The organism is Brakhagea slesvicensis, assembly GCF_052161625.1.
Taxonomy (GTDB): Bacteria; Planctomycetota; Planctomycetia; order Pirellulales; family Pirellulaceae; genus JBKCUI01.
In genome coordinates this window covers 3908445-3934106 of the sequence record NZ_CP197412.1, presented here as the reverse complement: position 1 = coordinate 3934106, position 25662 = coordinate 3908445, and the positions used below count along the sequence as shown (strand labels likewise).

Below are 25662 nucleotides of genomic sequence, written 5' to 3'. Positions count from 1 at the left end.
CCAGTCGCTGTCGAGGAGTCGAAGATTGCCCATACCGCGTCCTGTTCTTGTTGCGATCATCGCTCTCGTCGGAGTGAACGCTCTTTGGGGCATGTCGTTTCCAGTCATGAAGAGCCTCAATGAAGTGATGGAAGATCACTTCGGAGTTGCAAACCCGCAAATGCCTACCTCGATGCAGGTCGCGTGCTCGGCAGGATTGATCGGGATGCGTTTCACTATTGCTTCTCTTTTGCTAAGCATCGTGCTCCCCAAGCTCTTCTTTCGAACGTCCAAGGAGGAGTGGATCGCGGGCTTCTGGATCGGGATGCTTTTCTGCCTGGGATTAATCCTGCAAGTCGTCGGCTTGGCCACGATCCCTGCTTCACGCAGTGGATTCCTCACCAGCTTGACGGCGGTCTACACCCCCTTGATGGCATCGTTTCTACTCAAGCAACGTCCCTCCCTTTTTGTTTGCATCGGTAGCCTGCTCGCTTTGACAGGGGTGGCGATTCTCTCCGATGCCCATCGATACGTCCTTGCGTTCGCCGACGTGCCATTGGCCGACGATTCCTCCACGGTTCCGCTCAATTGGGGAGATCTTTGGACAACGCTGGGCGCTTTGTTCTTCAGCGGCCAAGTCCTATTGGTCGACACATTTGGCAAACGGTATCGATCGGCGAATCTAACTCCAGGTATGTTTGTCACAGCCGCAATCATCGCGTGGGTCTTTTTCGTGGTGAGTCGACAGCTGCTCGATGGATCTGAGTTTGCTCGGTCGATTGACGTTTCCTGGTCGAACTGGCTAGCGATCGGCGGCCAGCCAGCCGTCTTGGCATTGCTCGTGTTTTTGGCAATCTTCTGCTCGATCTTATCTTTTCTAGGCATGAACACGTTTCAGCCCGCCATCAGCGCGTCCCAAGCGTCTGTGATATATAGCACCGAACCGGTTTTCGCATCATCTTGGGCCATGATTCTTCCCGGTATCATCGGATGGATCGTTGCCATCGACTATCAAAACGAATCGTTCACTTGGCAACTAGGTGCCGGTGGTGTCTTGATCTTGTTTGCCAACATCATCGCACTTTGGCCAACTCAAAAACGGGAGGATCGCGATGACTGATTGGGTTGTCGAACTGGAAGGTGTATCGAAGAAATTCGGATCGCATCAAGCGGTTCACCCACTCGACCTGCACGTACCGCGCGGGTCGATCTTTGGTGTCATCGGTCCCAACGGTTCGGGGAAAACAACGACGTTGAGAATGATGCTCCGCATCTATCGCCCCGATCAAGGTGTCGTGAGAGTCTTAGGCGAATCGAATCGCTCCTGCGCGGATGATCGTGTTGGATATCTCCCTGAAGAACGCGGGCTCTATCGACGCATGACCGTGTGGAGAACCCTGCGGTATTTCGCGCGAATCAAAGGCCATCGAAATCCCAATGCAGAAATCGAGCGATGGATGGTCCGACTCGGAGCGACCGACTGGTATCGAAAGCGGATCGATCAGCTTTCCAAGGGTATGGCTCAAAAGGTTCAGTTTGTTGCGGCAATCGCGTCGAAACCTCAAGTGGTCATCCTAGATGAACCGTTCAGTGGGCTGGACCCGGTCAATATGGAATTGATCCGAGATGCGATCCTGCAGCTGCGAGAAGAAGGAACGACAGTCATCCTCAGCACCCACGATATGTCGATCGCCGAAAAGATGTGCGATCATGTCTGCATGATCTTTCAAGGTCGCAAAGTACTCGACGGAACGATTCCCGAGATCCAAGCACTCTACACGGAACCTAAAGTCCGCGTGCGAATTACAAACCAAACGCCTGTTGAACTGGATCCAATCCGCTCTATACCCGGCGTCTCTCTCGCGACATGGGACAACGGTACCGTGGACATCCAGCTTCACGAACAAACTTCGCATAGACATCTCTTGCTCCATCTTCTCGAGTTGGGAGATGTAGAGCATTTCGAAATCGTGAAACCCTCTCTGCATGACATTTTCGTTCGCATCGCTCGCCCTGGAACACAGAGCGAGTAACACTCTCCGTATGTGCTGTCCCACCAGCTGTCAACGGAGAGCTCTAGGAGTAGATTTTCCGGTATAAACATGACTTGATAGATGAAGAAGTATCGATACCAGTTCTGGATGTGTGGGGGCGGGGAGTTTGGCCAAGCTTTTTTTCTATTATTCGACCATGAATGCAGGGAAGTCGACGATTCTGCTACAGTCGAGTTACAACTACCGCGAACGAGGCATGCGAACGCTGGTCTTCGCGCCGGAAATCGACGATCGATATGGAGTCGGAGTAGTCAGTTCTCGCATTGGCCTGCAATCCGACGCCATCCCTTTTTCGTCCGGCGATAATCTTTTGATGCGCGTCGAACGCGAACACCAAAAACAAAAGGTCGATTGCGTGCTCGTCGATGAGGCGCAGTTTTTGACCAAGCAGCAAGTTCGGCAGCTTTCCGACGTCTGCGATGAACTAGAAATCCCCGTGCTTGCCTACGGCCTTCGCACCGACTTTCAAGGCAATTTGTTCGAAGGAAGCCAACACCTGATGGCTTGGGCGGACAACCTCAACGAGATCAAGACCATATGCCACTGCGGACGCAAGGCGACGATGGTATTGCGGATCGACTCAACAGGAAAGCCGATGCGCGAGGGAGAGCAGATCCAAATCGGAGGGAACGAACGGTACGTAACCGTCTGTCGCAAGCACTTCAAACAAGGGCTCGCGGAGCGAACGACAAAAGACTTGCCGTTCGACGATTTATAAGAGGACAGCTCGGTTGGATACCGCTCGGTTGGCTTGCGAAGGGGATTCCCTAGTGAGACGGACGACCGCCTCGTCCCCGACCACGACCATGGGAATGGCTTCCCCGTGCGTGGTTTTCCATGTTCGCAGCGACCAACCCGCCGATAGCATCTGCCCAAGATGGAATCTTGCTGTGGCTAGCTACTGCTTCGATGGCCTCGCGATCTTCTTCCGGAGTGGAGTCTTCGTCGCGTCGGCTCGATCGCTCACCCTTCGCATCCCCTTTTCCACGGCGTCGAGTACGACGTTTGCGTGGGGAGCGTTCGTCGCCGGTCGCATCCTCGGAATCGAGTGAGTCATCATGATCGCGACGACTTACGGGCGCATCGTCTTGTTCAAAGTCATCGAGTCCTGAAGCAAAACCGGCTGGCTCCTTGTCGCGAACTGAACCATCCTCACGCCTTACATCGTCACGCCTCACTTCGTCGCGGCGGGATCGAGATCGCCTTCGAGGTGGTTCCAGCGAGTCTGCATCTTCCCGTTCGGCAGAGGGTGCGCGACCACGCGGACGATCGGATGGTGCATCCCGCCGTTCCGACGGTGCATCACGTCTTTCGTCCTCGCGGTGACTGCGACGCCGTGGTTCCGAATCGCGCGAGGCGGAATCGGGTTCGCGACGCTCACGTCGCCCCGCATCTCTTCCGCGCGAGGAACTGACGGGTGCGGCCGATTCCACCGGTTCATCGGTTTGTTCGTTTTCAAGAATTGACGGCGAGTCCGTACGCCCGCGCCGCGGGGGTCTTCGTTCCGAGCGTCGCTCCGGGACTCCATTCACGTCATCCGTCGATTCGCTACGACTGCGACTCCGTCTCGGTGCATCGAGTGCTGGGGATGCGTCGGAGGCAACGTCTGGGCGGCGAGGTGCTCGCTCTCGCTCTGCGCCCCCCCGATCGGATCGGCCTCGTTCCGGGCGGGTTCGCTCTCCGGATTCACGTGGTGATCGCTCCGCTGATGCCGGAACCGACTCTCGATTTCCCGGCTCTCGATTCTCAGGTTCCCTTTCGTCTCGGGCACCTTCATCCCGGCGACCTGTGTCACGTCGGCCTCCGTCGCGGCGCCCCGAATCTTGGCGACCTGGCTCTTGGCGACCTGAGCCTCTTCGTAGTCGCTTGGGTTCACCGAACGAAACGATGGGCTCATCAACCGCTTCGGATTCAACCGACCGAGCCGATTCGGGAGGGGTCGCAACACGATCCCGATCCAGATCCCGAGTTCGCTCGCGTGGGGCGGGTTCGGCAGGGGCCAGGTCCGGGGTGTCAGCCCACAAACTTGGCTTCGATCGTTTGTTCGAGTTTTCGGGTCGGGACCGAGAGGGACGTTCGGTTTCGAACGGCTTATCCTCAAGTGTCGACTCGGCGGTAGGTGCGGTTTCGCCCGATTGGATTCCGAAAAAAGAAGTCACAGCGTCCCAGGAAGATCGAAGCCGCGAAGGCTCTTTCGACTTGCCAGAAACGGGCAATTCCTCGACCGGCGCTGGAGCAGGGGCCACCTGCTCGATCGGGGGAGCTACCCCTTTCGCGGGGGATTCAGCCGCTCCTTTGGCCTTGTCCGATTTTTTCGATTGGGGCGAAAGGGAAGGGGTTCCGAGCAAATTTGCCAAGCTATTCCAATGGTCCGACATAACCAGTTTTCATCGAAAAAAGAAGTGTTAGATGGTGCGCTCGGATCGGGCAACGCGCTGGCCAATGAGCGGTCTGCATCCCTGCGCTCCGAATAGCCGCATTGTAGCAGTCAAATTCGCTTTAAGGGATAGAGAGTTGCCGGAGCGCGAGGATAAATTCGTGCTTCCGAGGGAAACCTGAGGAAGAAAGTTGACACTCGCACGCGCGGCGCCTTAATCTAAGAGTGGTGCGCCTTCCTATTTTCCTCTTCTCCAGCTGCCAATCTTCGGCGGAGCGGTCCTATGAGCAAGATACATCGAAAATCCTCGAATTGTGCCGAACTGCGTCGTCGGTTTGTCGCCTTGGTGATCGGGATCGGTCTTGTTGCCCCTGTCTCTTGGTCGGAGCCCCTCTACGCCCAAGGCAATGCTCCCACCCGGCTTGAGGTCAAGCTGACAGGCAAAGCACGCGACGCCAAACGATCGGACAAAAGCAAAGAATTGAAAGCTGGGACTTCGCTCGATGCTACGATGCAGTACTACAGCGAATATGTGATTCCGCTGATCACCCATGTCGATCCCAATCCCCCCAAACCCGATGCGAACGAAGACGCAATCGGGAAAATCTCAGACGTGAATTTAGCGAGGAAGGACATTGTCGATGACGACATCGGCCAAGCCCTCGCGAGGGCCAGCAAGCCGTTTCGCGCTGAATACAATCGTCGATTGCTCGGGGAACTCTACAAAGTCATCCGAAAAGACGCTGGCTTCAGCACCACGGCGCGCGTATTGACATTCCATATCGCTATGCAACTTTATAGCGAACCCGCCGGAAACACGCCCGCCGTTACCGAACCCCGCGTTTATAACTTGATCGAAATCGCGCTCGACCCAACGGAACTAGATGCGATTCAGTACATGGCTATCGACACCCTCGAGAAGTCATTGAAGATCAAACCGACGGATCCCAAGGATGCTGCGACCGAGGACATACGACTCAAGATCGCTAACAAGTTGGCCCCGTTGATGACGGTGGTCCCACCCTACCATCGCCTTCCAGAAGCCCATCAAAAACTGATGGAGCAATCCCTCTTGGCGATGACGGCCCTGGCAACAAGCGGAGATCCTAAGTCGGAATCGGCCAAAATTGCGACCGCGAAAGTGGCAAGCTTTGCCTTGGAAGTACTCCAGGACGCCCGATCGTCGGAGTGGCTCAAAGAAATTGGCTGCTTGTGCTTTGGCCAAATCAGTCTCGCACCGGATACCTACACCGCAGAACAGATCACGGCAATCTCGAACGAGATCGCAAAGTTCGGCCTGAAATCCGATAAATCTTGGAGAACCAAGGTCGCCAGCTCCGGACCCATGGGAGCCGGAGGAATGGGCTCGGGTGGCTCCGGTTATGGTTCTGGCGGATACGGAAGCGAATCGGGTGGATACCCTGGAGGAAGCGGAGGGCCAGGAGGTCCTGGAAGCGGCGGATATGGTGGTGAAGGAGAAGGGAGTGGAATGTTCGGTGGCTACGGCGGAGCCCCCGCCCAATCGCGAGCTCCACAGCCCGCTGATCTCAAGAATGCTCGCCGCATACTGAACCAAAGATTGGAACGCATTCACGTGGCGCTCAACGGCGCTACGGGTGCAGCCTCCGCGCAGACGGCAAGCCGACCGGAAAGCGGTCTGATGAAAATCATTCCGGAATCCGAAAAGTACAAGATCAAATATGCGATCGAGAAACTGCAGGAATTGCAAAAGGTTCTCAACGACACCACCAAGTTCAATGACCTGAATGCACTCAACGTACAAGTCGCTGCACCGATGCGCGAGTTGCGAGTCGCCTTCAAGGACTTCTCGGGTGAGCAAACAACGACCGAAGACCCCACCTTCTCGCCTTTTGGTCCCTTCGGCGGCCAGGGAACAGTAGGCCCCGGTGCAGGTGGTCCTGGTGCTGGTGGACCTGGTGCAGGTGGTCCTGGTGCTGGTGGACCTGGTGCTGGTGGACCTGGTGCTGGTGGACCTGGTGCTGGCGGACCTGGTGCTGGTGGACCTGGTGCTGGCGGACCTGGTGCTGGCGGACCTGGTGCTGGCGGACCTGGTGCTGGCGGACCTGGTGCTGGCGGACCTGGTGCTGGCGGACCTGGTGCTGGCGGACCTGGTGCTGGCGGACCTGGTGCTGGCGGACCTGGTGCTGGCGGACCTGGTGCTGGCGGACCTGGTGCTGGCGGACCTGGTGCAGGTGGTCCGGGTGCAGGTGGTCCGGGCGGGCCTCCTCGAAATAACTAGTCAGTCATCGCGGATCGCTCGCTTGCGGTTCGCTCGCAAGTCGTGCTTCGTTCGATCAAAACGGCAGGACCCGATACGATGTTTGGGTTCTGCCGTTTTTTCATGGAGTGACGATTCTTCGGACAGCGGCGGCCGCTTGATATTTTGTCATCATGCAGCAGGTGAAGACTCGATGAGCAGAGTCGAGTGAAATCGCATCCTCTGGCTCAAAGATGAGCTAGGTTTGCATTGTTGGCATGGACGCCTATCCCTGTTTCTTCGGTCGATCCGATGAGAGGCGTCTCATGCGTGCCAAGTCGTTGTTGTTGTTGCTTATTGCGCTCGGGTGTGGCATCGTCGCCTCGGTAGCCGTCAGCCAAGTGGTTTTGGATCAAAATGGTGGAGTAGCGGTCCAGACAGCGGAGATCCTCGTGATCGCCAAGAATGTCTCGGCTGCGTCCAAGATAACTCCCGAATCCGTTCGAATCGAAAAGTGGCCAGCCGACAAAGTCCCCCAAGGGGCCTTGGTCGATCTAAAACAGATCGAAGGCAAATTCGCCAAACAACCCCTGTATGTCAATGAACCCTTGATTGAAATCAAGCTCGCCAACAAAGGGAAGGAGCTAGTGATTCCGGAGGGTTACCGCGTCTTCGACTTGGTCGTCAACGAACAAAATGGTGGTAGCGGTTACATCAGTCCCGGCGATCGGGTCGATGTTTTCGGCTTCTTTGAAAAGGGGATGAAGATCAAAACCTCCGGTACCGTCAGGGTACTTGAGAATCTTGAGGTCCTGATGGTCGATGGTATTGCTTCTATCGATCCAGATGCCCCCACGACAGCGCGTCGTTCATCGAGCACGTTCCAGTTGCTGGTGAAAGACAAGCAGTATGCGGTCTTAGACACGGCAGCCAACCTTGGGAAACTCCGTGTTGCCCTTCGTCCGCCCGAGCTCTCGGAAGAAGCGAAGAGCAGAATGGATGATGGCGAAAGCTTCATGGCATGGCTTAAAGAATCTGAGGCACCTCGCTCCAGTGAGCCGAATGCTGCCAGTTTGGTTCGAGAAGTGATTGAACAACCGGCTGCACCGAAAATCGAACACGAAATGATGATCATCACCCCGGAGGGTTCGAATCGATTCCGTTGGAAGGAAGGTGACAAGATGCCTCGCAAAGTGGATGAAGGTGCTGAAACAGGAATCGAAGGCATTTCGACCAGCGGTATTCAAAGCGGAACCCCGTCCGCTTCCGGATTTGCTCCTCCTCCAGCTTCGGGTGGATCGAAAGAAGTAGCCGATTCGGGTAGCACCAAGGGGAGCGAACGACCCAATCTCAATTGGGATCCCAATGGTGGGAGTTGGCAACTTGGGGGATTTAAGGCAGCCTACCCACCCTCCAAGTAATCTCCTACGAGCCGAACGGTCGATACAGTTATGTGAATCCGTTTAGTCGTTAAATGCTGTCTAAGCGGAGTGCGATCGCAGGATGCCGGTCGCTGGCAATGGAACGCCAAAAGTGGGATGGAACCGAACCGGAGGCTATCCCGACGCCTTCTTTCACAGGGAAGTGAATTGCAAATGGGACGCGGACTTAGCTCTCTAAACGGAATTCTGCGAGCGTGCACCGTCATGGGAATCCTCTGCGTCAGCGGACCGCTGTCGGCAGGAGAAGGGGATAAACCGATTCCGACGGGGAGGATGACGGTGACCAAGCAGCAGGAATCGCTGCGGATGATCGTCTCCACTTCGCAGTATCTCACGTTTCCTCAGCCCATCGTCACAGCGACGATCAACAATCCTACCGTTCTCAACGTCCAAGCGACTCAGAAGAACGAAGTCTTGGTGTCCGCCTTGGCCACCGGCGTGACTCAAATCGACGCCAAGGGTGTGGATGAAACGATTTACAACGTTCAAGTCGTTGTGACGGGCGATGCTCGAGAATTGCAGTCCATATTGGATCAGCACTTCCCCACCGCGACGCTCAGTGTCCAACCGATACGCGACGCAGTGATCGTCTCGGGGCAAGTCACTTCGGACGAGCATGTTGAGCAGGTCGTCACCATCGCGGAGGAATTCTATCAGCGAGTCATCAACAAGATCGAGGTCATCGGCGTTCATACGATCATGCTACAGACCCAGGTCATGGAAGTTTCTCGCACGAAACTGCGGCAACTGGGAATCGACTGGAGTATGAGTTTTGGGGATGACTTCGTGACAACCAGTGCGAGCGGTCTGATCGCCCCAGGTGCAACAACGGGTGCGTTGCTCAATGCTGGAAACGAGACGTTCAAGTTCGGAGTGGTGGATAGCGGCAATCAGTTCTTCGGCTTAGTAAGATCGCTTCGCCAGAACAATCTCGCCAAGGTCTTGGCTGATCCGACGGTGGTAGCGATCGATGGTCGACCTGCCAGTTTCAACTCCGGTGGCGAATTCCCAATTATTGTTCCTGCCGGATTGGGACAAGTTGGCATTGAGTTTCGCGAATTTGGAACCCGATTGGACTTCGTCGCGAAGGTGCGCGGCGATGGTCGGATTTGGTTGGAAGTCCGTCCGACCATCAGCGAAATCGACCCAGGGCGCAGCGTCACGATTGCAGGCACGAGCGTACCTGGCATCCGAAGTCGGTTTGTCGATACCGCGGTCGAAATGCGAGCGGGCCAGACACTGGCTTTGGCTGGATTGCTGCAGGTCCGAACGGAGGCCGAGAGCAGCGGACTTCTCGGGCTATCCGATCTCCCTTATCTCGGAGCGCTCTTTCGAACCAACCGAGAAGTCCAGAACGAAGTCGAGCTCTTGATCTTGGTAACGCCCAACTTTGCGGCACCGATGGATTGCCATGAAGTGCCAATGGGTGGTCCTGGATTCAACAGTGATAGCCCTCTCGACAAGGAACTGTATATGAAGGGCTACATCGAAGTTCCTGCGGCTTGCGGACCAGAAGCTTGCCCACCAACACAATCCCAACCCGGAACGGTTCTTTACGGACACGCCTCGTCGCCGACCGATACGTCCAAGGGAGGTCGCCAAGGATCGCCTGTGCCAGCGACCAATGCCAGCTTCGCTCGACCACTGCCCCCCATTTCTCGCCAGTAATCCGTCAAACTCGATCAACTTTCCATCATGAGCAATGTTTTACGGTTAGCGATTGTCGATCCCAATGATCATTCTCGCGAGAAGCTGAAATCGATGCTTCTCGGGATGGACATTGTCTGGTTGGATGCGGAATGTTCTCGCTATGAGTTTTTCGCGGATGTCGTCGAACAATCGCATCCCGACGCAGCGATGATCTGTCTCGACGGGGGACCGGATCGGGCGCTCGCTTTGATGGACAAACTTCGGATGTCTTCCCCTGACTGTCTGATTTTTGCGGTGTCCTCGAGCACCGACGGACAGATGATTCTCAAATCCATCCGATCAGGGGCTCGCGAATTTCTACCGCTGCCGATCGATGTGGAGGAACTGTACTCCGCCCTCGAACGCGCTCTGCAATCGAAGTATGGAAGCGGCGACAACAAAGCCCGTGGCTGCAAAGTAATCGCCGTCGCCGGGGCAACCGGAGGCGTCGGATGCACCTCCATCGCGGTCAACATCGGCTGCAATTTGGCTCGCAAACCGGAAAACTCCGTGGCGCTCGTCGACCTCGATTTAGCCCTTGGAGACGCCGACGTCTTTCTGGACTCGATTCCCGATTACAGTCTGGTCGATGTGACCGAAAACGTTTCGCGACTCGACTTTCAGCTGCTTCGTAAATCGTTGACGAAGCACTCCTCTGGTCTCTATTTGCTCCCCCGGCCGGTGCAACTACAGGATTTGGATCTGATCAACCCGGACAGCCTCCGCCGGGTGTTTGGGCTCTTGCGAGCATCCTTTTCGCACGTGGTAATCGACATGTCGAAGGCGTTTTCGCACGTCGACTTGACCGCACTCGAGATGTCCAACGAAATCGTCTTGATGGTTCAGCTCGACCTTCCTTGTCTCCGAAATATGGTTCGGCTGCTCATGAGCCTCCAGCAGATGGAGTCGATTCGGGATAAAATCAAAGTCGTGGTGAATCGCGCTGGACTCGAAAGTGGGCAGATCAGTTTGAAGAAAGCGAAAGAAACGATCGGTCGCGAAGTCTTCTTTCAGATACCCAACGACTATCGAACAATGGTCGAAATGCGGAACAACGGCCAGCCGCTTATCGAGCAAGCCCCGAAGGCTTTGATCACACAAGCTGTGATGCAATTGACCGAACTCCTAGATAGCGGAGTCATTACCTCCACCGAGGAAACCACAAAAGGAACCATCGACAAAGGAATCGCGAGCGGCTGGAAGAATTTCTGGCCAGGTCGATCTACAGCGAAAGCAAAGTAACCGCTATGTCATTGACGCCAGCACAAATCCAATCGCATCTCGATTCCCTGGCGAAACCGCAGCGAGCTTTGGGACGATGGGAAGAGCTAGCAGCCAATCTTTGTCGAATAGAACAATCCACTGCACCTGAGGTCCGACCTGCAGAGTTGATTGTCTTTGCAGCAGACCACGGTTTTGCCTTGTCGGGAGTCGAAGATGCGGCCCGTGGCATGACGACCGTGATGATGGAGCAGATGGCAATCGGGGGAACCATTGCGGCGATCGTCGCCGAATCGTTCGGAATCGATCGTCGAGTGGTCGATGTCGGGGCAGCAAGACCAGCGCGCATCTCCCACCCGAAGCTTGCAAACCGCTCGGTCCGATCTGGAACCGACGATATATCTCATGCGCCCGCCATGTCTCTCTCGGAGCTTCGAGAAGGCTGGAAAATCGGCATGGATGAAGCCCGAATGTCCCAGCTTCGAGGCACCAAGGTCTTGATCCTCGGCGCCCTTGGAACGGGAGGTGAACTCGTCGCAAGCTGCTTGGCAAGGTTGTTAGCCGATGTCCCGCTCGATTCGGTTTGGGATACGGAGCCCAACCTCTTGTTCTCGGAACCCGCCGCCGCGAGAACTTTGATCGAGTCCGCGACCGACCGCGTTCTGCAGCGAAGTGGCTATGAGATCGATGACGCAGGGCTAGCAGAAATCTGTGGTTTCGAAGTCATCGCGATGGCCGGCGCCATCGCGCAGGCGGCCAAGCAACGGCAAGTCGTCTTGCTGGACGGAGTCGTTTCCACGTCGGCGGCATTGATTGCCGAACGTATGATTCCCGGTTCTGCAGGCTCGATGATCGCGGCCGGGCGTTCCGGCAGTCGAATCCATGATCTGATGCTCGATAAACTGGGACTCTCACCATACCTGGACTGGAACATTCAGCAGGACGAAGGAGCAAATGCTCTCGCTCTTTACCCGCTCGTGCTCGGTGCGGCCGCTTGGTGCCGAAAAACCATTCCGACCAGCGAATTGATCTTCCCTGGTACTTGAACGGTTCGCGACGAAAGCCAGGGGTTCCCCACTATGTGGGAATCCGTACGATCCGAACGTCTCTTCGCGGCAAGCCCTTCGCTAGCGATTCGGTGTGACGATGACCTTCATCGCCCCCTTCTCACCTGCATAAAGCCGATCGAACCATTGGGGGACTTCCTCGAGCGAAGCGGTCGCGGTGATCAACGGTTGCACTTGGATCGCTCCAGACGATAACAACTCAATGCACTGAGGTATTTCGCCATTCGAGGCACAAGAACCGAAGACGGAAAGTTCTCGCGTGACAACGGTTTGAAGTGGCAATTCCACGGTCGGAGTCAAGTTCCCAACCAGCGTTACCGAACCTCCGCGACGCACCACTTGAAAACAAGTGCTCACGGTTGGCTTTGCTCCGACAACTTCCATGCTCGCGTCTGCCCCTCGTCCGTTGGTCCACTCCATAACGCGGGCAACCGGATCCTCTTTCTTAGGATTGATCGAGTGGGTAGCGCCCAGCTTCAACGCCAACTGCAATTTTTCGTCTTCCAAGTCGATGGCGATGATTTTCGAAAATCCGGCCAGTTTTAGGGTTTGAATGCAGAGCAATCCAATCATGCCCGCGCCGACCACCACCACCGAGCCACCGAGATGTTTGGGTGTTCGGTTCGTCGCATGAACCGCGATCGAGACCGCTTCGATCATCGCGGCGTGCTCGAACGGGAGCGAATCGGGAATCGGGTAAGCGATATGCTGTGGCACCGCAACGAATTGTGCAAAAGCACCTTGTCGGCGAAACTCGTTGCATGCCACCCCGAGGACCTGACGGTTCTCGCACAAGTTGATCGAGCCGGCTCGACAGAAATGGCATTTGCTACAAGAGACGGTCGAATCGAAGGTCACGCGATCGCCGACTGCAAACCCGCGTACCGAAGAACCGACTTCCACGACGATTCCAGCTGCTTCGTGCCCCATCACCAGCGGAGGAATACGCCGTCCCGAACTACCGTCAAATCCATGGATATCACTGCCGCAAATTCCACACGCTTTGACTTGCACCAAAAGGTCTTCAGGACCGCACTCTGGTTGAGGGAGGTCGACAACGGCGAGTTTCTTGTACTCTTGCAGCAGTAAGGCTTTCAAAATGCGGGTCCTAGAGAGGGGAAAGGGGAACAAAAAACGACAAGAAAAAGTGGGTTCGCAAGCTTGCGTTGGCAGAAAATGACCTGGGATCGCAGTACGATGTCGGGTAGTCTCTACCGAAGCGCTGATTGTAACCATTCTAGCGACGCCCCCTAGTTCGTTTCACGATCGATTTTTTGTCTCAGGAAAATACGTTATGTGTTGGAAAATAAAGCTCGTTGGCCTTGTCATGATCGGTATGGGAAGCGTCGTATCCGCCCAGGAACCTGTCGGTGGCCAAACCCAAGCTCCAGCTCCGATCGTTGTGGGAAACCCACCCGCCGCGAACGCATCCAAAGCCGATTGCAGCTATTTCCTCGGCTTCGATTTCGGATCGGGTTTGGCGAGCCGCAAAATGACCGAGCAAGATATCGATGCGAAGGAGCTCCTCGCCGGTTTGGTCGATGCGTTGGCCAGCAAGAAGCCACGGTTGAACGAGAAGGACATGGACAGTGTCGTCGCCACCCTTAACAGCTTGATCCAAAAGAAATTGATGGAAGTCGCCAAAGCAAACTTGGACAAATCCAATAAGTACTTGGAAGCGAACAAAACCAAGGAAGGTGTTCAGACCCTCAAATCAGGTCTGCAGTACCAAGTCCTCGCAACCGGCACTGGAAAGCAGCCAACCGTCGCCGATACGGTTATGGTTCACTACGAAGGCAAGTTGACCGATGGTACCGTCTTCGATTCTTCGCTCGCCCGGGGTGAGCCTGCAAAATTCCCAGTTGGCCGCGTTGTTCCTGGTTTTGCCGAAGCGCTTCAGCGCATGAAGGTCGGAGACAAGTGGCTGGTCACCATTCCGCCTGGACTCGGCTATGGCGAACAAGGAGGACCTGGTGGTTCGATCGGTCCAAACGAAGTCTTGATTTTCCAATTGGAACTGCTTGACGTTCTGAAGTAGAAAAAGGTCCCAGGCATGATGCAGCTCGATTGGGAATCCCTTAAGGAACGGTTGCAAACGTTCCACCAAAACCATCTCCTCGATCACTTGCAATCGCTCTCCGATCCCGATCGGAAGCGATTGCAACAAGAGATCGCCGCTATCGACTTCGACGAGTTGCGTCGCACGATTGAGGGACGAGACCATAGCATCGACTGGCATGCTCTGGCCTCGCGAGCCAACGCGCCGGATGCGATTCGATTAAACGAATCCGCTTCGGTGCAACGCGCTGCTTATCAGGCGGGTGAAAAGGCGATACGCGACGGAAAAGTTGCGATGATTCTCGTCGCGGGGGGGCAAGGAACTCGATTGGGGTTCGACAAACCGAAAGGGATGTTCCGGATTGGCCCCGTTTCGAATCGCAGTCTCTTTGCGATGCACGCGGATTCCCTCCGAGGTGCCATGAAGAAGTTCGGAGTTTCAATCCCACTTCTTATCATGACCAGCCCAGCAACCGATGCAGAGACCCGCGAGTACTTTGAGTCACACCATTGGCTAGGGCTTTCCCAAGACGAAGTAACGATTTTCCAGCAGGGTACGATGCCAGCGGTCGATCGCGAAACCGGAGCGATCCTACTGGAATCCCCCGGTCGAATTGCGATGAGTCCCGATGGCCATGGCGGTATCGTCAAAGCCTTGCGAACACACGGCATTCTCGATGCGTGCCGAAGCAAAGGGATCGAGTATTTCTATTACGCGCAAGTCGACAATCCACTTGTCATCGCATGCGATCCGGTGCTCCTCGGTCATCACATCCTGGCAAACTCGCAGATGACGACCCAAGTTGTCCAGAAACGGTTCGCAACCGAGAAGGTTGGAAACGTCGTTTCCATCGACGGTAAAACGCAGATCATCGAGTACAGTGATCTTCCCACCGAAATAGCCGAGCAGACCAACGAAGACGGTTCGCTCCGGCTTTGGGCCGGCAACATAGCCGTTCATGTGATGGATCGAACATTCCTCGAAAAGTGCAGTCAGGACCCTGAGTCGCTTCCCTTTCACCTTGCCAACAAAGCAGTCCCATACCTGGAACCGTCAGGCAAAACCATTCGCCCGACCTCTCCGAATGCGATCAAATTGGAACGATTTGTCTTCGATCTGTTGCCCAGAGCTACGAGAGCGATTGTCGTCGAGGGAGACCCAAAGGATGTCTTTGCTCCTGTAAAGAACGCTGACGGAGCCCCCACCGACACTCCCGCCTCCGCCAAACTAGCCATCAGCGATCGAGCCAAGAGATGGCTCGCCGAGGCTGGGGTAGAATGCACCCCGGATTGTCTGGTAGAAATTCATCCGATGTGGGCCTGGGATGCCGAAGACGTCAAATCCAAAATCCAATCCCAAGGAACCATTCATTCGGATACCTATTTCGCGTGATGGCCCACAAAAGCTTGGAGTGAGTTTCGATGGCGAATCGATTCGCCAGTATTCAAGATTGAACGAACGAGAGAGTACAACATGCTGCATGCAGTGATCATGGCAGGTGGTTCGGGAACCCGTTTCTGGCCTGCGAGTCGGCAGATCAAACCCAAGCAGCTGTTGAAGATGGGGGGAGCGAGAACCATGCTTCAAACGACCTTCGATCGTTTGAATGGATTGGTTTCCAGCGAACATGTCTTGGTTCTGACCAACCAACAACTCACCGACGCGGTCGTCGCGCAGTTACCCGATCTTCCTGCTGAACACATCATTGGCGAGCCGTGCAAACGGGATACGGCTCCCTGCATCGGTGTCGCCGCGTCGCTTGTTCAAGCCGCCGATAAAGATGGAATCATGGTTGTGATGCCATCGGATCACGTGATCGAACCTCGTTCCGAGTTCCACCGAGCTATCAAAGCAGGGGTAAAACTGATTGAACAGGATCCATCGCGCATCGTTACCTTCGGTATTCGACCGACCTACGCTGCGGAGTCGTTTGGATACATTCAACGCGGTTCGGCGATCGACAGCGTTCCGGGAATCGCCACCTTCTCGGTCGAACGATTTCGTGAAAAGCCCAATCGAGCAACCGCTGAAGAGTATATGGCCGCCGGGACCTACTACTGGAATAGCGGCATCTTCCTGTGGAAAGCATCGACGATCCTCGAAGCGCTCGAGTCGTTCGAACCCGAGATTTACAGCCACATTCAAAACATCGCCAACGGTATTGGTACCAATGATTTCCAATCCGTCTTCGCGACCGAGTTTGCCAAGATCCAAGGAAAGTCAATCGACTTCGCCGTCATGGAACGCCATCAGAACGTGTGCGTCATCGAAGCTCCCTTCTCCTGGGATGACGTCGGAAGCTGGCAAGCGATCGCGCGCTTGATCAAACCAGACGGACAAGGAAATGCGGTCGATGGTCCGTATCTGCCGATCGACTCGTCCAACATGATCATCCGAAGCGAAGCCGACCATTTGATCGTTACCATCGGAATGAAGGATACCATTGTCGTTCATACCCAAGACGCAACCCTCGTTGCCCCCAAGGAAGAGGAAGAACGTGTGCGTGATGTAGTGAAACAGTTAACCGAACTCGGACATCAGCAATACCTGTAAGCCGATTTGATTTCTATCGCGCCCGCTCCTTTCCTTCCATTGGCTCCGCATCATGCGAATCGCGACTCTCCTGGCATGTTGGTTTGGTTTCCTATCTGCGGCTCTCGCATGCGGCTCTCCCGTTGCAGGGCAACAGCCCTCACCCAGCATCCCATCACCCAACATTGTCGTGATCTTCATCGATGATATGGGTTATGCCGATATCGGCCCATTTGGGGCGACCGAGACGGCGACTCCCCATCTAGATCGCATGGCCAAAGAGGGGCGCAAGTTCACGGACTTCATTGTTCCGACCGCAGTCTGTTCGGCATCGCGCGTCGCTCTGCTCACCGGCTGTATCCACGAACGGGTCGGAATCCGTGGCGCGTTGGGACCGCAAGCGAAGATGGGTATCGCCTCCTCCGAAACTACCCTCGCAGAAATCTGCAAATCGAAGGGTTACGCGACCGCCTGCTTCGGCAAATGGCACTTGGGACATCTGGCTCCTTTCCTGCCCACTCGCCATGGTTTCGATATCTACTATGGCCTCCCCTACAGCAACGATATGTGGCCGTTTCATCCCGAAGACGTCGCGGCGAAGCGAGCCAATCCAAATCGCAAACCCAACTATCCCAATTTGCCCATGTTCGAAGGTGAATCGATTGTCGATTCCGAGGTTACCGCGGACGATCAAAAGAAGATGACCCGGGAGTACACGCGCCGCGCCGTCCAATTCATACAGTCCAACGCATCGAAGCCATTCTTTCTGTACCTGCCCCATAACATGGTGCATGTCCCCCTCTACAGCTCCGAGGACTTTGAAGGGAAGGGGTCAGGCCCATTTGTCGACGCTGTGCGCGAGGTCGATTGGTCCGTTGGCGAGATCCTCAGAACACTGGATGAACTTCACCTGAGCGAAAATACCTTGGTCGTCTTCACATCGGACAATGGCCCTTGGCTTAGCTACGGTTCGCACGCCGGCTCCGCAGGCCCGTTGCGTGAAGGAAAGGGAACTTCGTGGGAGGGAGGGATCCGCGTCCCAGCGATCATGCGATGGCCTGGGAAGATTCCCGCCGGGTCGCAAAGCGATGAGTTGATGTCCACCATCGATCTTCTTCCCACCATCGCCTCCTTGATCGGTGCTTCACTCCCTTCGCACAAAATTGACGGGCGGGATATGACAACATCCATCATCCACACCAAACGAAATCCACCGTCGGATGGAATCGGCGATCGGACCATTCCTATTTATTACGCCGACGGCCAGTTGCAAGCGTTGAGGAGTGATCGCTGGAAAATGATCTTCCCTCATACCTACCGTTCCTTGGGTGACCGAAAGGGAAAATCGGACGGGACACCCATCGCTTATCAAAACGAATCGGTCCAATCCGTCGAACTCTATGACCTCATTGCCGATATCGGAGAAAAGAACAATGTGGCAGCCCAACACCCAGATATCGTGAAGCAATTGGATCAGCGGGCGGAGGAGTGGAGAGCCGATCTCGGAGATTCGCTCCAAAAGAGAAAAGGAAGCGGGGTGCGTCCCGCGGGCAAACTGGAATAATAGTTCGAGAAAACAAAATCCCACTAACCCGCAAGGCTCGCAATGAGTGCCCTGATCGCTCGACATATCTCCAAGTTCTATCCGACGCCAGCAGAAGACCTCGTCATCCTCGAGAATGTCGATCTCACTCTAGAAGCCGGTCAGAATGCAGCCATCATCGGTCCCAGCGGTTCTGGCAAGTCGACACTCCTCCAAATCCTCGGAGTACTCGACCGTCCGACCAGCGGAACACTGTCCATTCGGGACCAAGATCCGTTCGCTCTCTCGGAAACCGAACAAGCTCGCTTTCGAAACGACCACATCGGGTTCGTCTTCCAAGACCACCACTTGCTTCCCCAATGGAATGTTTTCGAAAACACGTTATTGCCAGCGTTAGCACAGGGAAGACCCGATGCCGCCATGCGCGAGCGCGCCCACTACCTTCTCGAACGGGTTGGCCTTCAAGACAGATTGCACCATCTCCCAAGCCAATTATCGGGCGGTGAGAGAGAAAGAGTTGCCGTGGCTCGAGCGCTCCTTCGCAAGCCGCTGTTGGTCCTCGCGGACGAGCCGACCGGCAATCTCGACGAAGAAAACGCGGCCAAAATCTCGGACCTTCTCCTGGCGATGCCTCGAGAGGAAAACGCAATCTTGATTGTCGTCACCCACTCCATGGAACTGGCTAGAAAAATGGAACGCTGCTTTGAACTCAAACAAAAAAAGCTTCAGCCAAAGTCGTTCTAATCCCGCAGCAATACCACGCGCAAATCGCAAACATTCGTGTGCGTCGGACCGGTGACCAAAAGCCCTCCCGCTTTCTCGAAGAAAGTGTACGCATCGCATCGCGTTAAGTAATCCTCTGGGTCCAACCCCTGTTTTTGAGCAGTTTCCACGACCTGACGATCCACAAAAGCCCCCGCTGCTCGCGTCGGCCCATCTTCTCCATCCGTTCCGGCGCACACGATCGACACGCAGCGCGCGGCGCGAAGATTCGGGTGAGGATGTTTCTCCAATAGATGGAGCAGGGTTAGAGCTAAATGTTGATTGCGTCCGCCGCGACCGCAACGCCCAACCGGCGGCAATTGAACAGTCGGTTCACCCCCGCTAATCAGACAATCGGGCTGCCCGCTTTCTGCCGCGAGCTCCATGGCTCGCACAAGCTTCTCAGCCACAACCCGCACATCCCCTTCGCTCGTCCGATTCGACTCCATCCAATACGCATATCCCAGTTCCACGGCTCGCGTACCCGCAGCATCCACTGCAGTCGCATTGTTGGCCAAGACATGAGTCTCCACCGGACAACCTCCTGATCCAAGTGAATCGCTCGGTGTTGTCAATCTGGATTCCAGACATCTTCGAATCGAAGAAGGCAGCTCCTGACGAGGGTCGAATCTCGCAATGATCTCCAATGCGAGAGCCGGATTGGGTGGAGGTTCCAAAACAGTCGGTCCCGATCCAATCAAATGAAGCGGATCTCCAAGCACATCCGACAAGACCAACGAAACAACTCGATGCGCCCGAGCGCAGGCGCGCGCTAAACCTCCACCTTTGATCTGGCTCAGCGCACGTCTCACCTCATTGAGCTCCTCGATGTTCGCCCCGTTTCGACTGAGATGCCGCGTGAGAGCTACTTTATCCTCCAAGAGAAGGCCCGGGAGCGGCGACGGCATTAACGCGCTGGCTCCTCCAGACAGAAGGGAGAGAACCAATGTCTTTTCATTGGCAGATTTAGCCAGTCGGAGCATCTCTTCACACCCCAACATTCCTTCCCGCGTCGGCTCGTTAACGCCTGCCGGTCGCGCCGCATGCAATGCAATCCGGCGATGGGCGGTGGCGTCGGCCGATTCGTCAAAGCTGCCTTGCGGGGCATGCAACCATCCCTCCAATTTCTGGCGAGGTGGAGTGGATGAATTCCAGATCGATTCAAGCCCCGCAGCCATCGCCGCGGCAGCTTTACCACCTCCCAATACCAGAACGCGATCGATCCCTCGCAAGGAATACCGACCGATATCCTCGATGAGCAATTGGTCTCGGTCGAATCGAAGACTCCGCGCGATAAGGCGATCCCCCCGGACCGATTCGACCCCAGCATTCCAAATACTGAAGGCTTGTAGAGTGCGTGGCTCGATCGTCAATGCAATCCCAAACAGAGAAAGGCTCGAGAAATCACGAACCAACTAGCCATGTTGTTCACCCCATAGCGATGTCGTTCACGCCCAAAGTATCCAACTAGTTTTTACTAAAACCGAGAGGAGAAGAGACCTCTTTGGCGAGTGGGTTTTTGATGTACTGTCGGAAACAATCTTTGCAGAGATCGAACTGCTTGCGCTGATAGATTTCGTCGCTGAAGACCGAGCTACAAATTTCGTCGGCCGAATCCAGCATGTCTTGAAGATCATCCAGATGATCGGGATCGTCGACCAGCTCGTGCTCGTCTCCGTCAACTCCCGCTTCGATTTCGATGGTCACCGTGTACCTCAAATCACATTGAGGATCGATATCTCGTTTGCAACGATCACAGCAGTATCGAATCACGATCAAACTCCTTGGAACGAGGGAGAGAAGAGAGTGTGCGGGAGTGAGGTTAATCCTACACCCTAATTCCCGCCACTCGCAACTATTTTGACGAAAAGTAGAGTGTGCGTTCTACCGCATCCGCCATCCCCGTTCGATCCCCGCGATTAAGACGGAATCCATTGCTCGGGTTGTAAATTGCAAGTAACTATTTCGACTTGCCCGCTGCGCTCGCCGGGAAGAATCGCCAACATCGCTGTATCCGGATTGTTCTCACAGTAAGCGATCGCGCGATCGATTCCCAAGACATAGAGTCCCGTCGCGAGCGCGTCAGCCCATCCAGCATTCGGATGCAGGATGGTGACACTCAACATCCCCTCGGCGGGCCAGCCAGTCCTCGGATCGATGATGTGCCCAAAGCGTTTGCCTTGGAAGTAGAAGAACTGGTTGGCTGGACCGCTGGTCCCGAGCGATTGATCGAATAGTTTCAGCGTCCCCAACAATCGCTCGCTCTGCTCCGGGTGTCGCACGGCAATTCCCCAACCTGTCTTGGATGCGGATTTTTCTTGCTCGCCCCGACATCGAATACTGCTTTTACCTCCGTGAAACGCATACTGCTCGACACCGTGATCCTCTAACCAATCCGCCGCCATGTCGATCGCCACACCCTTTCCGATCCCACCGGGATTGATCTCGATGGGAGCCCCGTAGCGAATCGTATTCGAAGCATTGTCGAGTTGTATGTGATGGCTTCCAACTTCGCGCAACGCTTGTTCGATTTCCGCGGTCCCCGGCATGATCCCTTGCCTGCGAAAGAACCCCCATGCCTTGGAGAGTTTGGTCGCAGTCAGATCAAACGCACCCTCCGTTCGCCGGTGCAATTCCAGTCCCAATGCGACCAACGTTTTGGTCGATTCCGAGATAGGCATCGCGGTCGTTTCAGCCCTCGCATTGATCAAACTCAATTCGCTGGCAGGTCTGTAGAGACTCCATTGATCTTCGAGATAAGAAATCGTCTCGAGCGCATGGCAGGCCAACTCGGGGCCATTCGTCGGTTGTCCTGGATGCAACAGAACTTCAAATCGACACGCCATGGCATCGCGGCCGATCTCTAACAAATACCCGGGCGACAAAGGTACGGGAACATTCAGTCCATTCGATGCCGAAGGTTGCATGATCGGTGCACGTGCGGGGTTAGCTAGGTCTGTAGCGTGACCAATGGCGGGCCTGCAAACGGTTCGTTCTGCCGCAATCTCCGGAGCTGCCCACAAGCCGCTTGAATGTCATTTCCCTTGCGTTGACGGAACATGACATTGATCCCACCATCCACCAACGTACGGCGAAATTCAAAGATCGCGTCCGGTGACGGAGTTGCGTAGGGCAAGCCCGGAACCGGGTTATAGGGAATGACGTTGAGCATCGCGGTGCGTCCGCGTAGCAATTTCACCAACTCACGTGCGCACTCGGCGGAATCGTTCACGTCCTTCAGGAGAACGTATTCAAAAGTCAACCGGCGCCCGGTCGCTTGAAAGTAACGATCGGCGGCTTCCAGAATGGGGTCAATTCCGATCTTTTTGTTGACCGGAACCAGCTGGCTTCGTAAAGCATCGTTCGGAGCATGCAGGCTAATGGCGAGTTGGTAGGGGGATCGATCCTCCGCGAGCTTGTCGATCGAAGCGGGTATTCCCACCGTGCTGATGGTGATCCGTCGGGGACTGATTCCCAATCCGATTTCAGTATCTTTTGCCACAGACAGCGCATCGAGAACGCGAGGCAGGTTCGCCAAAGGCTCTCCCATCCCCATCATGACAATGTGGCTCAGTCTTTCGTCCGCTGGTAGCAGCCGCTGCAGCTTCAACATCTGCTCCAGGATCTCGGCCCTCGTCAGATTTCGATCCACCCCATCGAGCCCGCTAGCGCAAAACACGCATCCCATCGCACAGCCTACCTGGCTGCTCACGCAAATGGAACGACGCGGGCCATCCCGAAGTAAAACGCATTCAATGCGTCCCCCATCGTGCAATTGAAGCAGAAGCTTTTGCGTCCCATCTTCCGAGTCCTGCGTCTCCACCGTGGTTGATCGAAAGAAATCAAAGGCTTCCTCCAATTCCGATCGCAATGCCTTCGGTAAATCGGACATGTCTGCGAACGAAGCGGCGCGGCGATGATACACCCAAGCCAAAACTTGCTTAGCGCGGTACCTGGGATGCCCTCGGCCGCTGAGCCAAATGGAAAGCGAGTCCAGGGATTGCTCCAGAATGGAGGGTTTTTCAATGCGATTGCGAATGGTATGGATGGGTGGCGGAGGAAGTTCGAGTGTCATGCCGTCAGGCCAGAAGAAGAAAGAGAAACCGCTTCGAGAGCGTCCTGCTATTGTAGTCCTGCCGGCCAGGAAGGGCTAACGCAAAGCTTGCCAGCCGAAACATCCGGTTCAAAATTGCGCGAAAGCGAACCAATTGCTGGTTTTGTGGAATTCCGCTCTTCGGTAAAATCCTGGTGCACCGCGGAGGCCTGTCGCAAAGGGGGAGAGCCATTTCTTCTCCCACGAAATGGTCCACCGGCGGACAATCTCTTTCCCAAAACTCTATTTGGAGTATCCCAACGAGTGACTACGAATTTAGGTTCGACTCAATATACGGCAGCGGTCGCAGGCGAAATCACCCCTGAAATGGAGTTTGTCGCCAAGCGTGAGAAACTTCCCGCCGAGACCATTCGCTCCGAGGTTGCAGCGGGACGCATGGTGATCCCGGCAAATAAAGTCCACTTGGCAGGTCGTCTGGAGCCCATGTGCATCGGAATCGCGGCCAAGTGCAAGATTAATGCGAACATCGGAAACTCCGCCGTCACTAGCAATGTCGACGAAGAACTGGAGAAACTTCACGTATCAGTCCACTACGGCGCTGACACGGTCATGGATCTCTCCACCGGAAAAGACATCGACAACATTCGCAAAGCGATCATCGAAGCCTCGCCGGTTCCGATCGGCACCGTCCCCATCTACCAAATGCTGGAGGAACTGGGAGGCAATATCGAAGACATGCGGGCTCAGCATTTCCTCGACATGGTCGAGCACCAGGCCAAACAAGGGGTCGACTACATGACCATCCATTGCGGCGTGCTACTCGAACACCTGCACCTTACGGTCGAGCGCGTCACCGGTATCGTCAGCCGGGGTGGTTCGCTCATCGCCAAATGGATGATGGCGCATCGGAAACAAAACCCGCTCTACGAAGCGTTCGATGATCTTTGCGACATCATGCGTCAATACGACGTGACCTGGAGCTTGGGGGACGGCCTTCGCCCCGGTTCGATCGCCGACGCGAGCGACGCGGCGCAGTTTGCGGAATTGGATGTTCTCGGCAAACTCTGCAAACGTGGATGGGAACGGGGCACGCAAGTCATGGTGGAAGGGCCTGGTCACATCCCCATGGACCAAATCGACATGAACATCAAGAAGCAGATCGAAGTTTGCCACGGCGCTCCGTTCTATGTTCTCGGACCGTTGGTCACCGATATCGCCCCAGGCTATGACCATATCACCAGCGCTATCGGTGCTGCAATGGCAGGCTGGAGCGGTGCTGCCATGCTTTGCTACGTCACCCCCAAAGAACATTTGGGGCTCCCTAACCGAGAAGACGTCAAGCAAGGGGTAATCGCATACAAAATCGCGGCTCACGCTGCCGATGTCGCTCGTCGACGCCCCGGCGCGCAGGAACGAGACGATGCCCTTTCCCGTGCTCGATTCGGATTCGATTGGAACGAACAATTCCGGTTGTCACTCGATCCCGAAACCGCTCGTTCCTACCATGACGAAACGCTCCCCCAAGATACGTTCAAGAGCGCTCACTTCTGCAGCATGTGCGGCCCGAAGTATTGCTCGATGCGCATCACGGAAGACATTCGCAAAATGGCAGCCGAGTCGGGTGAAAACGAACTTGTTCAATTGAAATAACGTCCCATCCAACCGAAAGCGGGAGTCAAACTCCCGCTTTTTTTACGTCTATACTTTTGAGAGACGTCCAAGCTTATGAAATTTCATGCTCCAAACACGCTGATCCCATGGCTTATCGCGATGTCAATGGCCCTCATCACGATCGCCAACGCGGAGGCACAACCGAATCAAGCTCCTCTCGCTGGACTATCTCCCCAGACACTCCGAGTCCAAGACGTCGAGAGGCAATACTTGCTCGCCTTGCCAAATAACCTTCAATCGGCAAATCCAGCGGCCCAGGCGGACTCGCTCCCCTCTTCCGATAAGAAACGGGAGACTTTGGTGCATCCAGTTGTTTTTGTTTGGCATGGACATGGAGGGGCCATGAAGCACTCGGCCCGAACCTTTCGGATCCATGAGCTCTGGCCGGAGGCCATCGTGGTATACCCTCAGGGATTGCCGACTCCTGGAATGACCGACCCGAAAGGGACCAAAAGCGGATGGCAGAAGTTTGATGGTGACCAGAACAATCGAGACTTGCTGTTTTTCGACAAGCTCCTGGATGATTTAACCAAATCCTGTGCCGTGGACCGCAGTCGTCTCTACTCGATGGGACACTCCAATGGAGCTGCGTTCACGTACCTTCTGGCCATGGAAAGACCTGAGATGTTTGCCGCCATCGCCCCCTCCGCAGCCCCCGCGCGTGGCGTCAGAGCGGGTCTCTTCGCAGGTGACCCTCTCGCCAAGATTTCGCCGCTACCGGTCATGCACATAGTGGGAACAGACGACAAAGTGGTTCCCAGATCGTGGCAGATTCCAACGATTGAGGCATTCAAGAAAAAGAATGAATGCTCACCCGATGCAAAACGTTGGGAGACAGGCTGTGTCATCTACGAATCCAAGGTCCATGCACCTGTCGTGGTGATGGAACACAGTGGGGGACACACTTATCCCCAAGAGGCAAATGCAAGAATCGTCCAATTCTTCAAACAACATTCGCGTTCAGACGGTGTGCATCGCCCCTCCAAATGACAGC

General features: G+C 55.3%; 21 protein-coding genes. 15 read left to right on the top strand and 6 right to left on the bottom strand.

The features are described 5' to 3' along the window. Positions 1 to 25 precede the first annotated feature (25 nt). The 3 genes from SH467x_RS14970 to SH467x_RS14960 all read left to right on the top strand — a co-directional run bounded on the left by SH467x_RS14970 (position 26) and on the right by SH467x_RS14960 (position 2751). Positions 26 to 1099 carry a DMT family transporter gene (locus SH467x_RS14970; protein ID WP_482367916.1) on the top strand — a complete coding sequence of 358 codons (1074 nt, stop codon included), beginning with the start codon at positions 26 to 28 and terminating at the stop codon, positions 1097 to 1099. Continuing rightward, the gene (locus tag SH467x_RS14965) at positions 1092 to 2012 is read left to right on the top strand and encodes an ABC transporter ATP-binding protein (protein ID WP_482367915.1); all 921 of its coding nucleotides are present in this window, start codon (positions 1092 to 1094) and stop codon (positions 2010 to 2012) included. Before SH467x_RS14970 ends, SH467x_RS14965 begins: the two co-directional genes overlap by 8 nt. A 127-nt stretch (positions 2013 to 2139) precedes the next feature. Next, positions 2140 to 2751: a thymidine kinase gene (locus SH467x_RS14960; RefSeq protein ID WP_482367914.1), complete on the top strand. Its 612-nt coding sequence runs from the start codon at positions 2140 to 2142 to the stop codon at positions 2749 to 2751. Between the two features lie 49 nt (positions 2752 to 2800). Here the strand turns inward: SH467x_RS14960 and SH467x_RS14955 are convergent, their stop codons facing one another. Further along, complete coding sequence (locus tag SH467x_RS14955; protein WP_482367913.1) at positions 2801 to 4411, bottom strand: hypothetical protein; 1611 nt, start codon at positions 4409 to 4411, stop codon at positions 2801 to 2803. A 282-nt stretch (positions 4412 to 4693) separates the two neighbouring features. Here SH467x_RS14955 and SH467x_RS14950 point away from each other — a divergent pair, with 282 nt between their 5' ends. The 5 genes from SH467x_RS14950 to SH467x_RS14930 all read left to right on the top strand — a co-directional run bounded on the left by SH467x_RS14950 (position 4694) and on the right by SH467x_RS14930 (position 12026). Further along, the gene (locus SH467x_RS14950) at positions 4694 to 6670 is read left to right on the top strand and encodes a hypothetical protein (protein WP_482367912.1); all 1977 of its coding nucleotides are present in this window, start codon (positions 4694 to 4696) and stop codon (positions 6668 to 6670) included. 236 nt (positions 6671 to 6906) lie between these two features. Next, the gene (gene cpaB / locus SH467x_RS14945) at positions 6907 to 8049 is read left to right on the top strand and encodes a Flp pilus assembly protein CpaB (protein WP_482367911.1); all 1143 of its coding nucleotides are present in this window, start codon (positions 6907 to 6909) and stop codon (positions 8047 to 8049) included. Positions 8050 to 8223: 174 nt separating this feature from the next. Continuing rightward, on the top strand, positions 8224 to 9738 hold the full coding sequence (locus tag SH467x_RS14940; RefSeq protein WP_482367910.1) for a type II and III secretion system protein family protein: 1515 nt from the start codon (positions 8224 to 8226) through the stop codon (positions 9736 to 9738). Positions 9739 to 9765: 27 nt separating this feature from the next. Continuing rightward, positions 9766 to 11001 (top strand): CpaE/TadZ family protein, encoded by a 1236-nt coding sequence (locus SH467x_RS14935; RefSeq protein ID WP_482367909.1) that lies wholly within the window; start codon positions 9766 to 9768, stop codon positions 10999 to 11001. Positions 11002 to 11006: 5 nt separating this feature from the next. After that, positions 11007 to 12026 (top strand): nicotinate-nucleotide--dimethylbenzimidazole phosphoribosyltransferase, encoded by a 1020-nt coding sequence (locus SH467x_RS14930; RefSeq protein ID WP_482367908.1) that lies wholly within the window; start codon positions 11007 to 11009, stop codon positions 12024 to 12026. 81 nt (positions 12027 to 12107) lie between these two features. Here the strand turns inward: SH467x_RS14930 and SH467x_RS14925 are convergent, their stop codons facing one another. Beyond that, positions 12108 to 13145, bottom strand: a complete 1038-nt coding sequence (locus SH467x_RS14925; protein ID WP_482367907.1) for a galactitol-1-phosphate 5-dehydrogenase — start codon at positions 13143 to 13145, stop codon at positions 12108 to 12110. A gap of 196 nt (positions 13146 to 13341) precedes the next feature. Here SH467x_RS14925 and bamJ point away from each other — a divergent pair, with 196 nt between their 5' ends. The 5 genes from bamJ to SH467x_RS14900 all read left to right on the top strand — a co-directional run bounded on the left by bamJ (position 13342) and on the right by SH467x_RS14900 (position 18925). Beyond that, positions 13342 to 14085, top strand: coding sequence for a BamJ family beta-barrel-assembly machinery protein (bamJ, locus tag SH467x_RS14920; protein ID WP_482367906.1), 744 nt, complete (start codon positions 13342 to 13344; stop codon positions 14083 to 14085). 15 nt (positions 14086 to 14100) lie between these two features. After that, positions 14101 to 15498 carry a UTP--glucose-1-phosphate uridylyltransferase gene (locus SH467x_RS14915; RefSeq protein ID WP_482367905.1) on the top strand — a complete coding sequence of 466 codons (1398 nt, stop codon included), beginning with the start codon at positions 14101 to 14103 and terminating at the stop codon, positions 15496 to 15498. A gap of 81 nt (positions 15499 to 15579) precedes the next feature. Continuing rightward, positions 15580 to 16659, top strand: a complete 1080-nt coding sequence (locus SH467x_RS14910; RefSeq protein ID WP_482367904.1) for a mannose-1-phosphate guanylyltransferase — start codon at positions 15580 to 15582, stop codon at positions 16657 to 16659. A 52-nt stretch (positions 16660 to 16711) separates the two neighbouring features. Next, positions 16712 to 18202: a sulfatase family protein gene (locus tag SH467x_RS14905; protein WP_482367903.1), complete on the top strand. Its 1491-nt coding sequence runs from the start codon at positions 16712 to 16714 to the stop codon at positions 18200 to 18202. Between the two features lie 42 nt (positions 18203 to 18244). Beyond that, a complete protein-coding gene (locus tag SH467x_RS14900; RefSeq protein WP_482367902.1) occupies positions 18245 to 18925 on the top strand; it encodes an ABC transporter ATP-binding protein in 681 nt (226 codons plus the stop codon). On the opposite strand, the gene SH467x_RS14895 is transcribed toward SH467x_RS14900, so the two are convergent. The 4 genes from SH467x_RS14895 to rlmN all read right to left on the bottom strand — a co-directional run bounded on the left by SH467x_RS14895 (position 18922) and on the right by rlmN (position 23018). Then, on the bottom strand, positions 18922 to 20316 hold the full coding sequence (locus tag SH467x_RS14895) for a glycerate kinase type-2 family protein (protein ID WP_482367901.1): 1395 nt from the start codon (positions 20314 to 20316) through the stop codon (positions 18922 to 18924). The two genes, SH467x_RS14900 and SH467x_RS14895, sit on opposite strands and share 4 nt — an antisense overlap. A 94-nt stretch (positions 20317 to 20410) precedes the next feature. Beyond that, entirely contained in the window at positions 20411 to 20716 is a 306-nt protein-coding gene (locus SH467x_RS14890; RefSeq protein WP_146677850.1) for a hypothetical protein, read from the bottom strand. 146 nt (positions 20717 to 20862) lie between these two features. After that, positions 20863 to 21870: an FAD:protein FMN transferase gene (locus SH467x_RS14885; protein ID WP_482367900.1), complete on the bottom strand. Its 1008-nt coding sequence runs from the start codon at positions 21868 to 21870 to the stop codon at positions 20863 to 20865. Positions 21871 to 21893: 23 nt separating this feature from the next. Continuing rightward, the gene (gene rlmN, locus SH467x_RS14880) at positions 21894 to 23018 is read right to left on the bottom strand and encodes a dual-specificity RNA methyltransferase RlmN (RefSeq protein ID WP_482367899.1); all 1125 of its coding nucleotides are present in this window, start codon (positions 23016 to 23018) and stop codon (positions 21894 to 21896) included. Positions 23019 to 23300: 282 nt separating this feature from the next. Between rlmN and thiC the strand changes: the two genes are divergently transcribed. Further along, positions 23301 to 24647, top strand: coding sequence for a phosphomethylpyrimidine synthase ThiC (gene thiC, locus SH467x_RS14875; protein ID WP_482367898.1), 1347 nt, complete (start codon positions 23301 to 23303; stop codon positions 24645 to 24647). Positions 24648 to 24767: 120 nt separating this feature from the next. Beyond that, positions 24768 to 25658, top strand: coding sequence for a CE1 family esterase (locus SH467x_RS14870; protein WP_482367897.1), 891 nt, complete (start codon positions 24768 to 24770; stop codon positions 25656 to 25658). Positions 25659 to 25662: the final 4 nt, after the last annotated feature.

Bases quoted from the DNA above. Each gene is read 5' to 3' on its own strand.
- SH467x_RS14905 (WP_482367903.1), top strand. From the start codon at position 16,712: ATGCGAATCGCGACTCTCCTGGCATGTTGGTTTGGTTTCCTATCTGCG.
- SH467x_RS14935 (WP_482367909.1), top strand. From the start codon at position 9,766: ATGAGCAATGTTTTACGGTTAGCGATTGTCGATCCCAATGATCATTCT.
- SH467x_RS14915 (WP_482367905.1), top strand. From the start codon at position 14,101: ATGATGCAGCTCGATTGGGAATCCCTTAAGGAACGGTTGCAAACGTTC.
- SH467x_RS14870 (WP_482367897.1), top strand. From the start codon at position 24,768: ATGTCAATGGCCCTCATCACGATCGCCAACGCGGAGGCACAACCGAAT.
- rlmN (WP_482367899.1), bottom strand. From the start codon at position 23,018: ATGACACTCGAACTTCCTCCGCCACCCATCCATACCATTCGCAATCGC.
- SH467x_RS14930 (WP_482367908.1), top strand. From the start codon at position 11,007: ATGTCATTGACGCCAGCACAAATCCAATCGCATCTCGATTCCCTGGCG.
- cpaB (WP_482367911.1), top strand. From the start codon at position 6,907: ATGGACGCCTATCCCTGTTTCTTCGGTCGATCCGATGAGAGGCGTCTC.
- SH467x_RS14955 (WP_482367913.1), bottom strand. From the start codon at position 4,411: ATGTCGGACCATTGGAATAGCTTGGCAAATTTGCTCGGAACCCCTTCC.
- SH467x_RS14950 (WP_482367912.1), top strand. From the start codon at position 4,694: ATGAGCAAGATACATCGAAAATCCTCGAATTGTGCCGAACTGCGTCGT.
- SH467x_RS14900 (WP_482367902.1), top strand. From the start codon at position 18,245: ATGAGTGCCCTGATCGCTCGACATATCTCCAAGTTCTATCCGACGCCA.
- SH467x_RS14885 (WP_482367900.1), bottom strand. From the start codon at position 21,870: ATGCAACCTTCGGCATCGAATGGACTGAATGTTCCCGTACCTTTGTCG.
- SH467x_RS14910 (WP_482367904.1), top strand. From the start codon at position 15,580: ATGCTGCATGCAGTGATCATGGCAGGTGGTTCGGGAACCCGTTTCTGG.
- bamJ (WP_482367906.1), top strand. From the start codon at position 13,342: ATGTGTTGGAAAATAAAGCTCGTTGGCCTTGTCATGATCGGTATGGGA.
- SH467x_RS14940 (WP_482367910.1), top strand. From the start codon at position 8,224: ATGGGACGCGGACTTAGCTCTCTAAACGGAATTCTGCGAGCGTGCACC.
- SH467x_RS14965 (WP_482367915.1), top strand. From the start codon at position 1,092: ATGACTGATTGGGTTGTCGAACTGGAAGGTGTATCGAAGAAATTCGGA.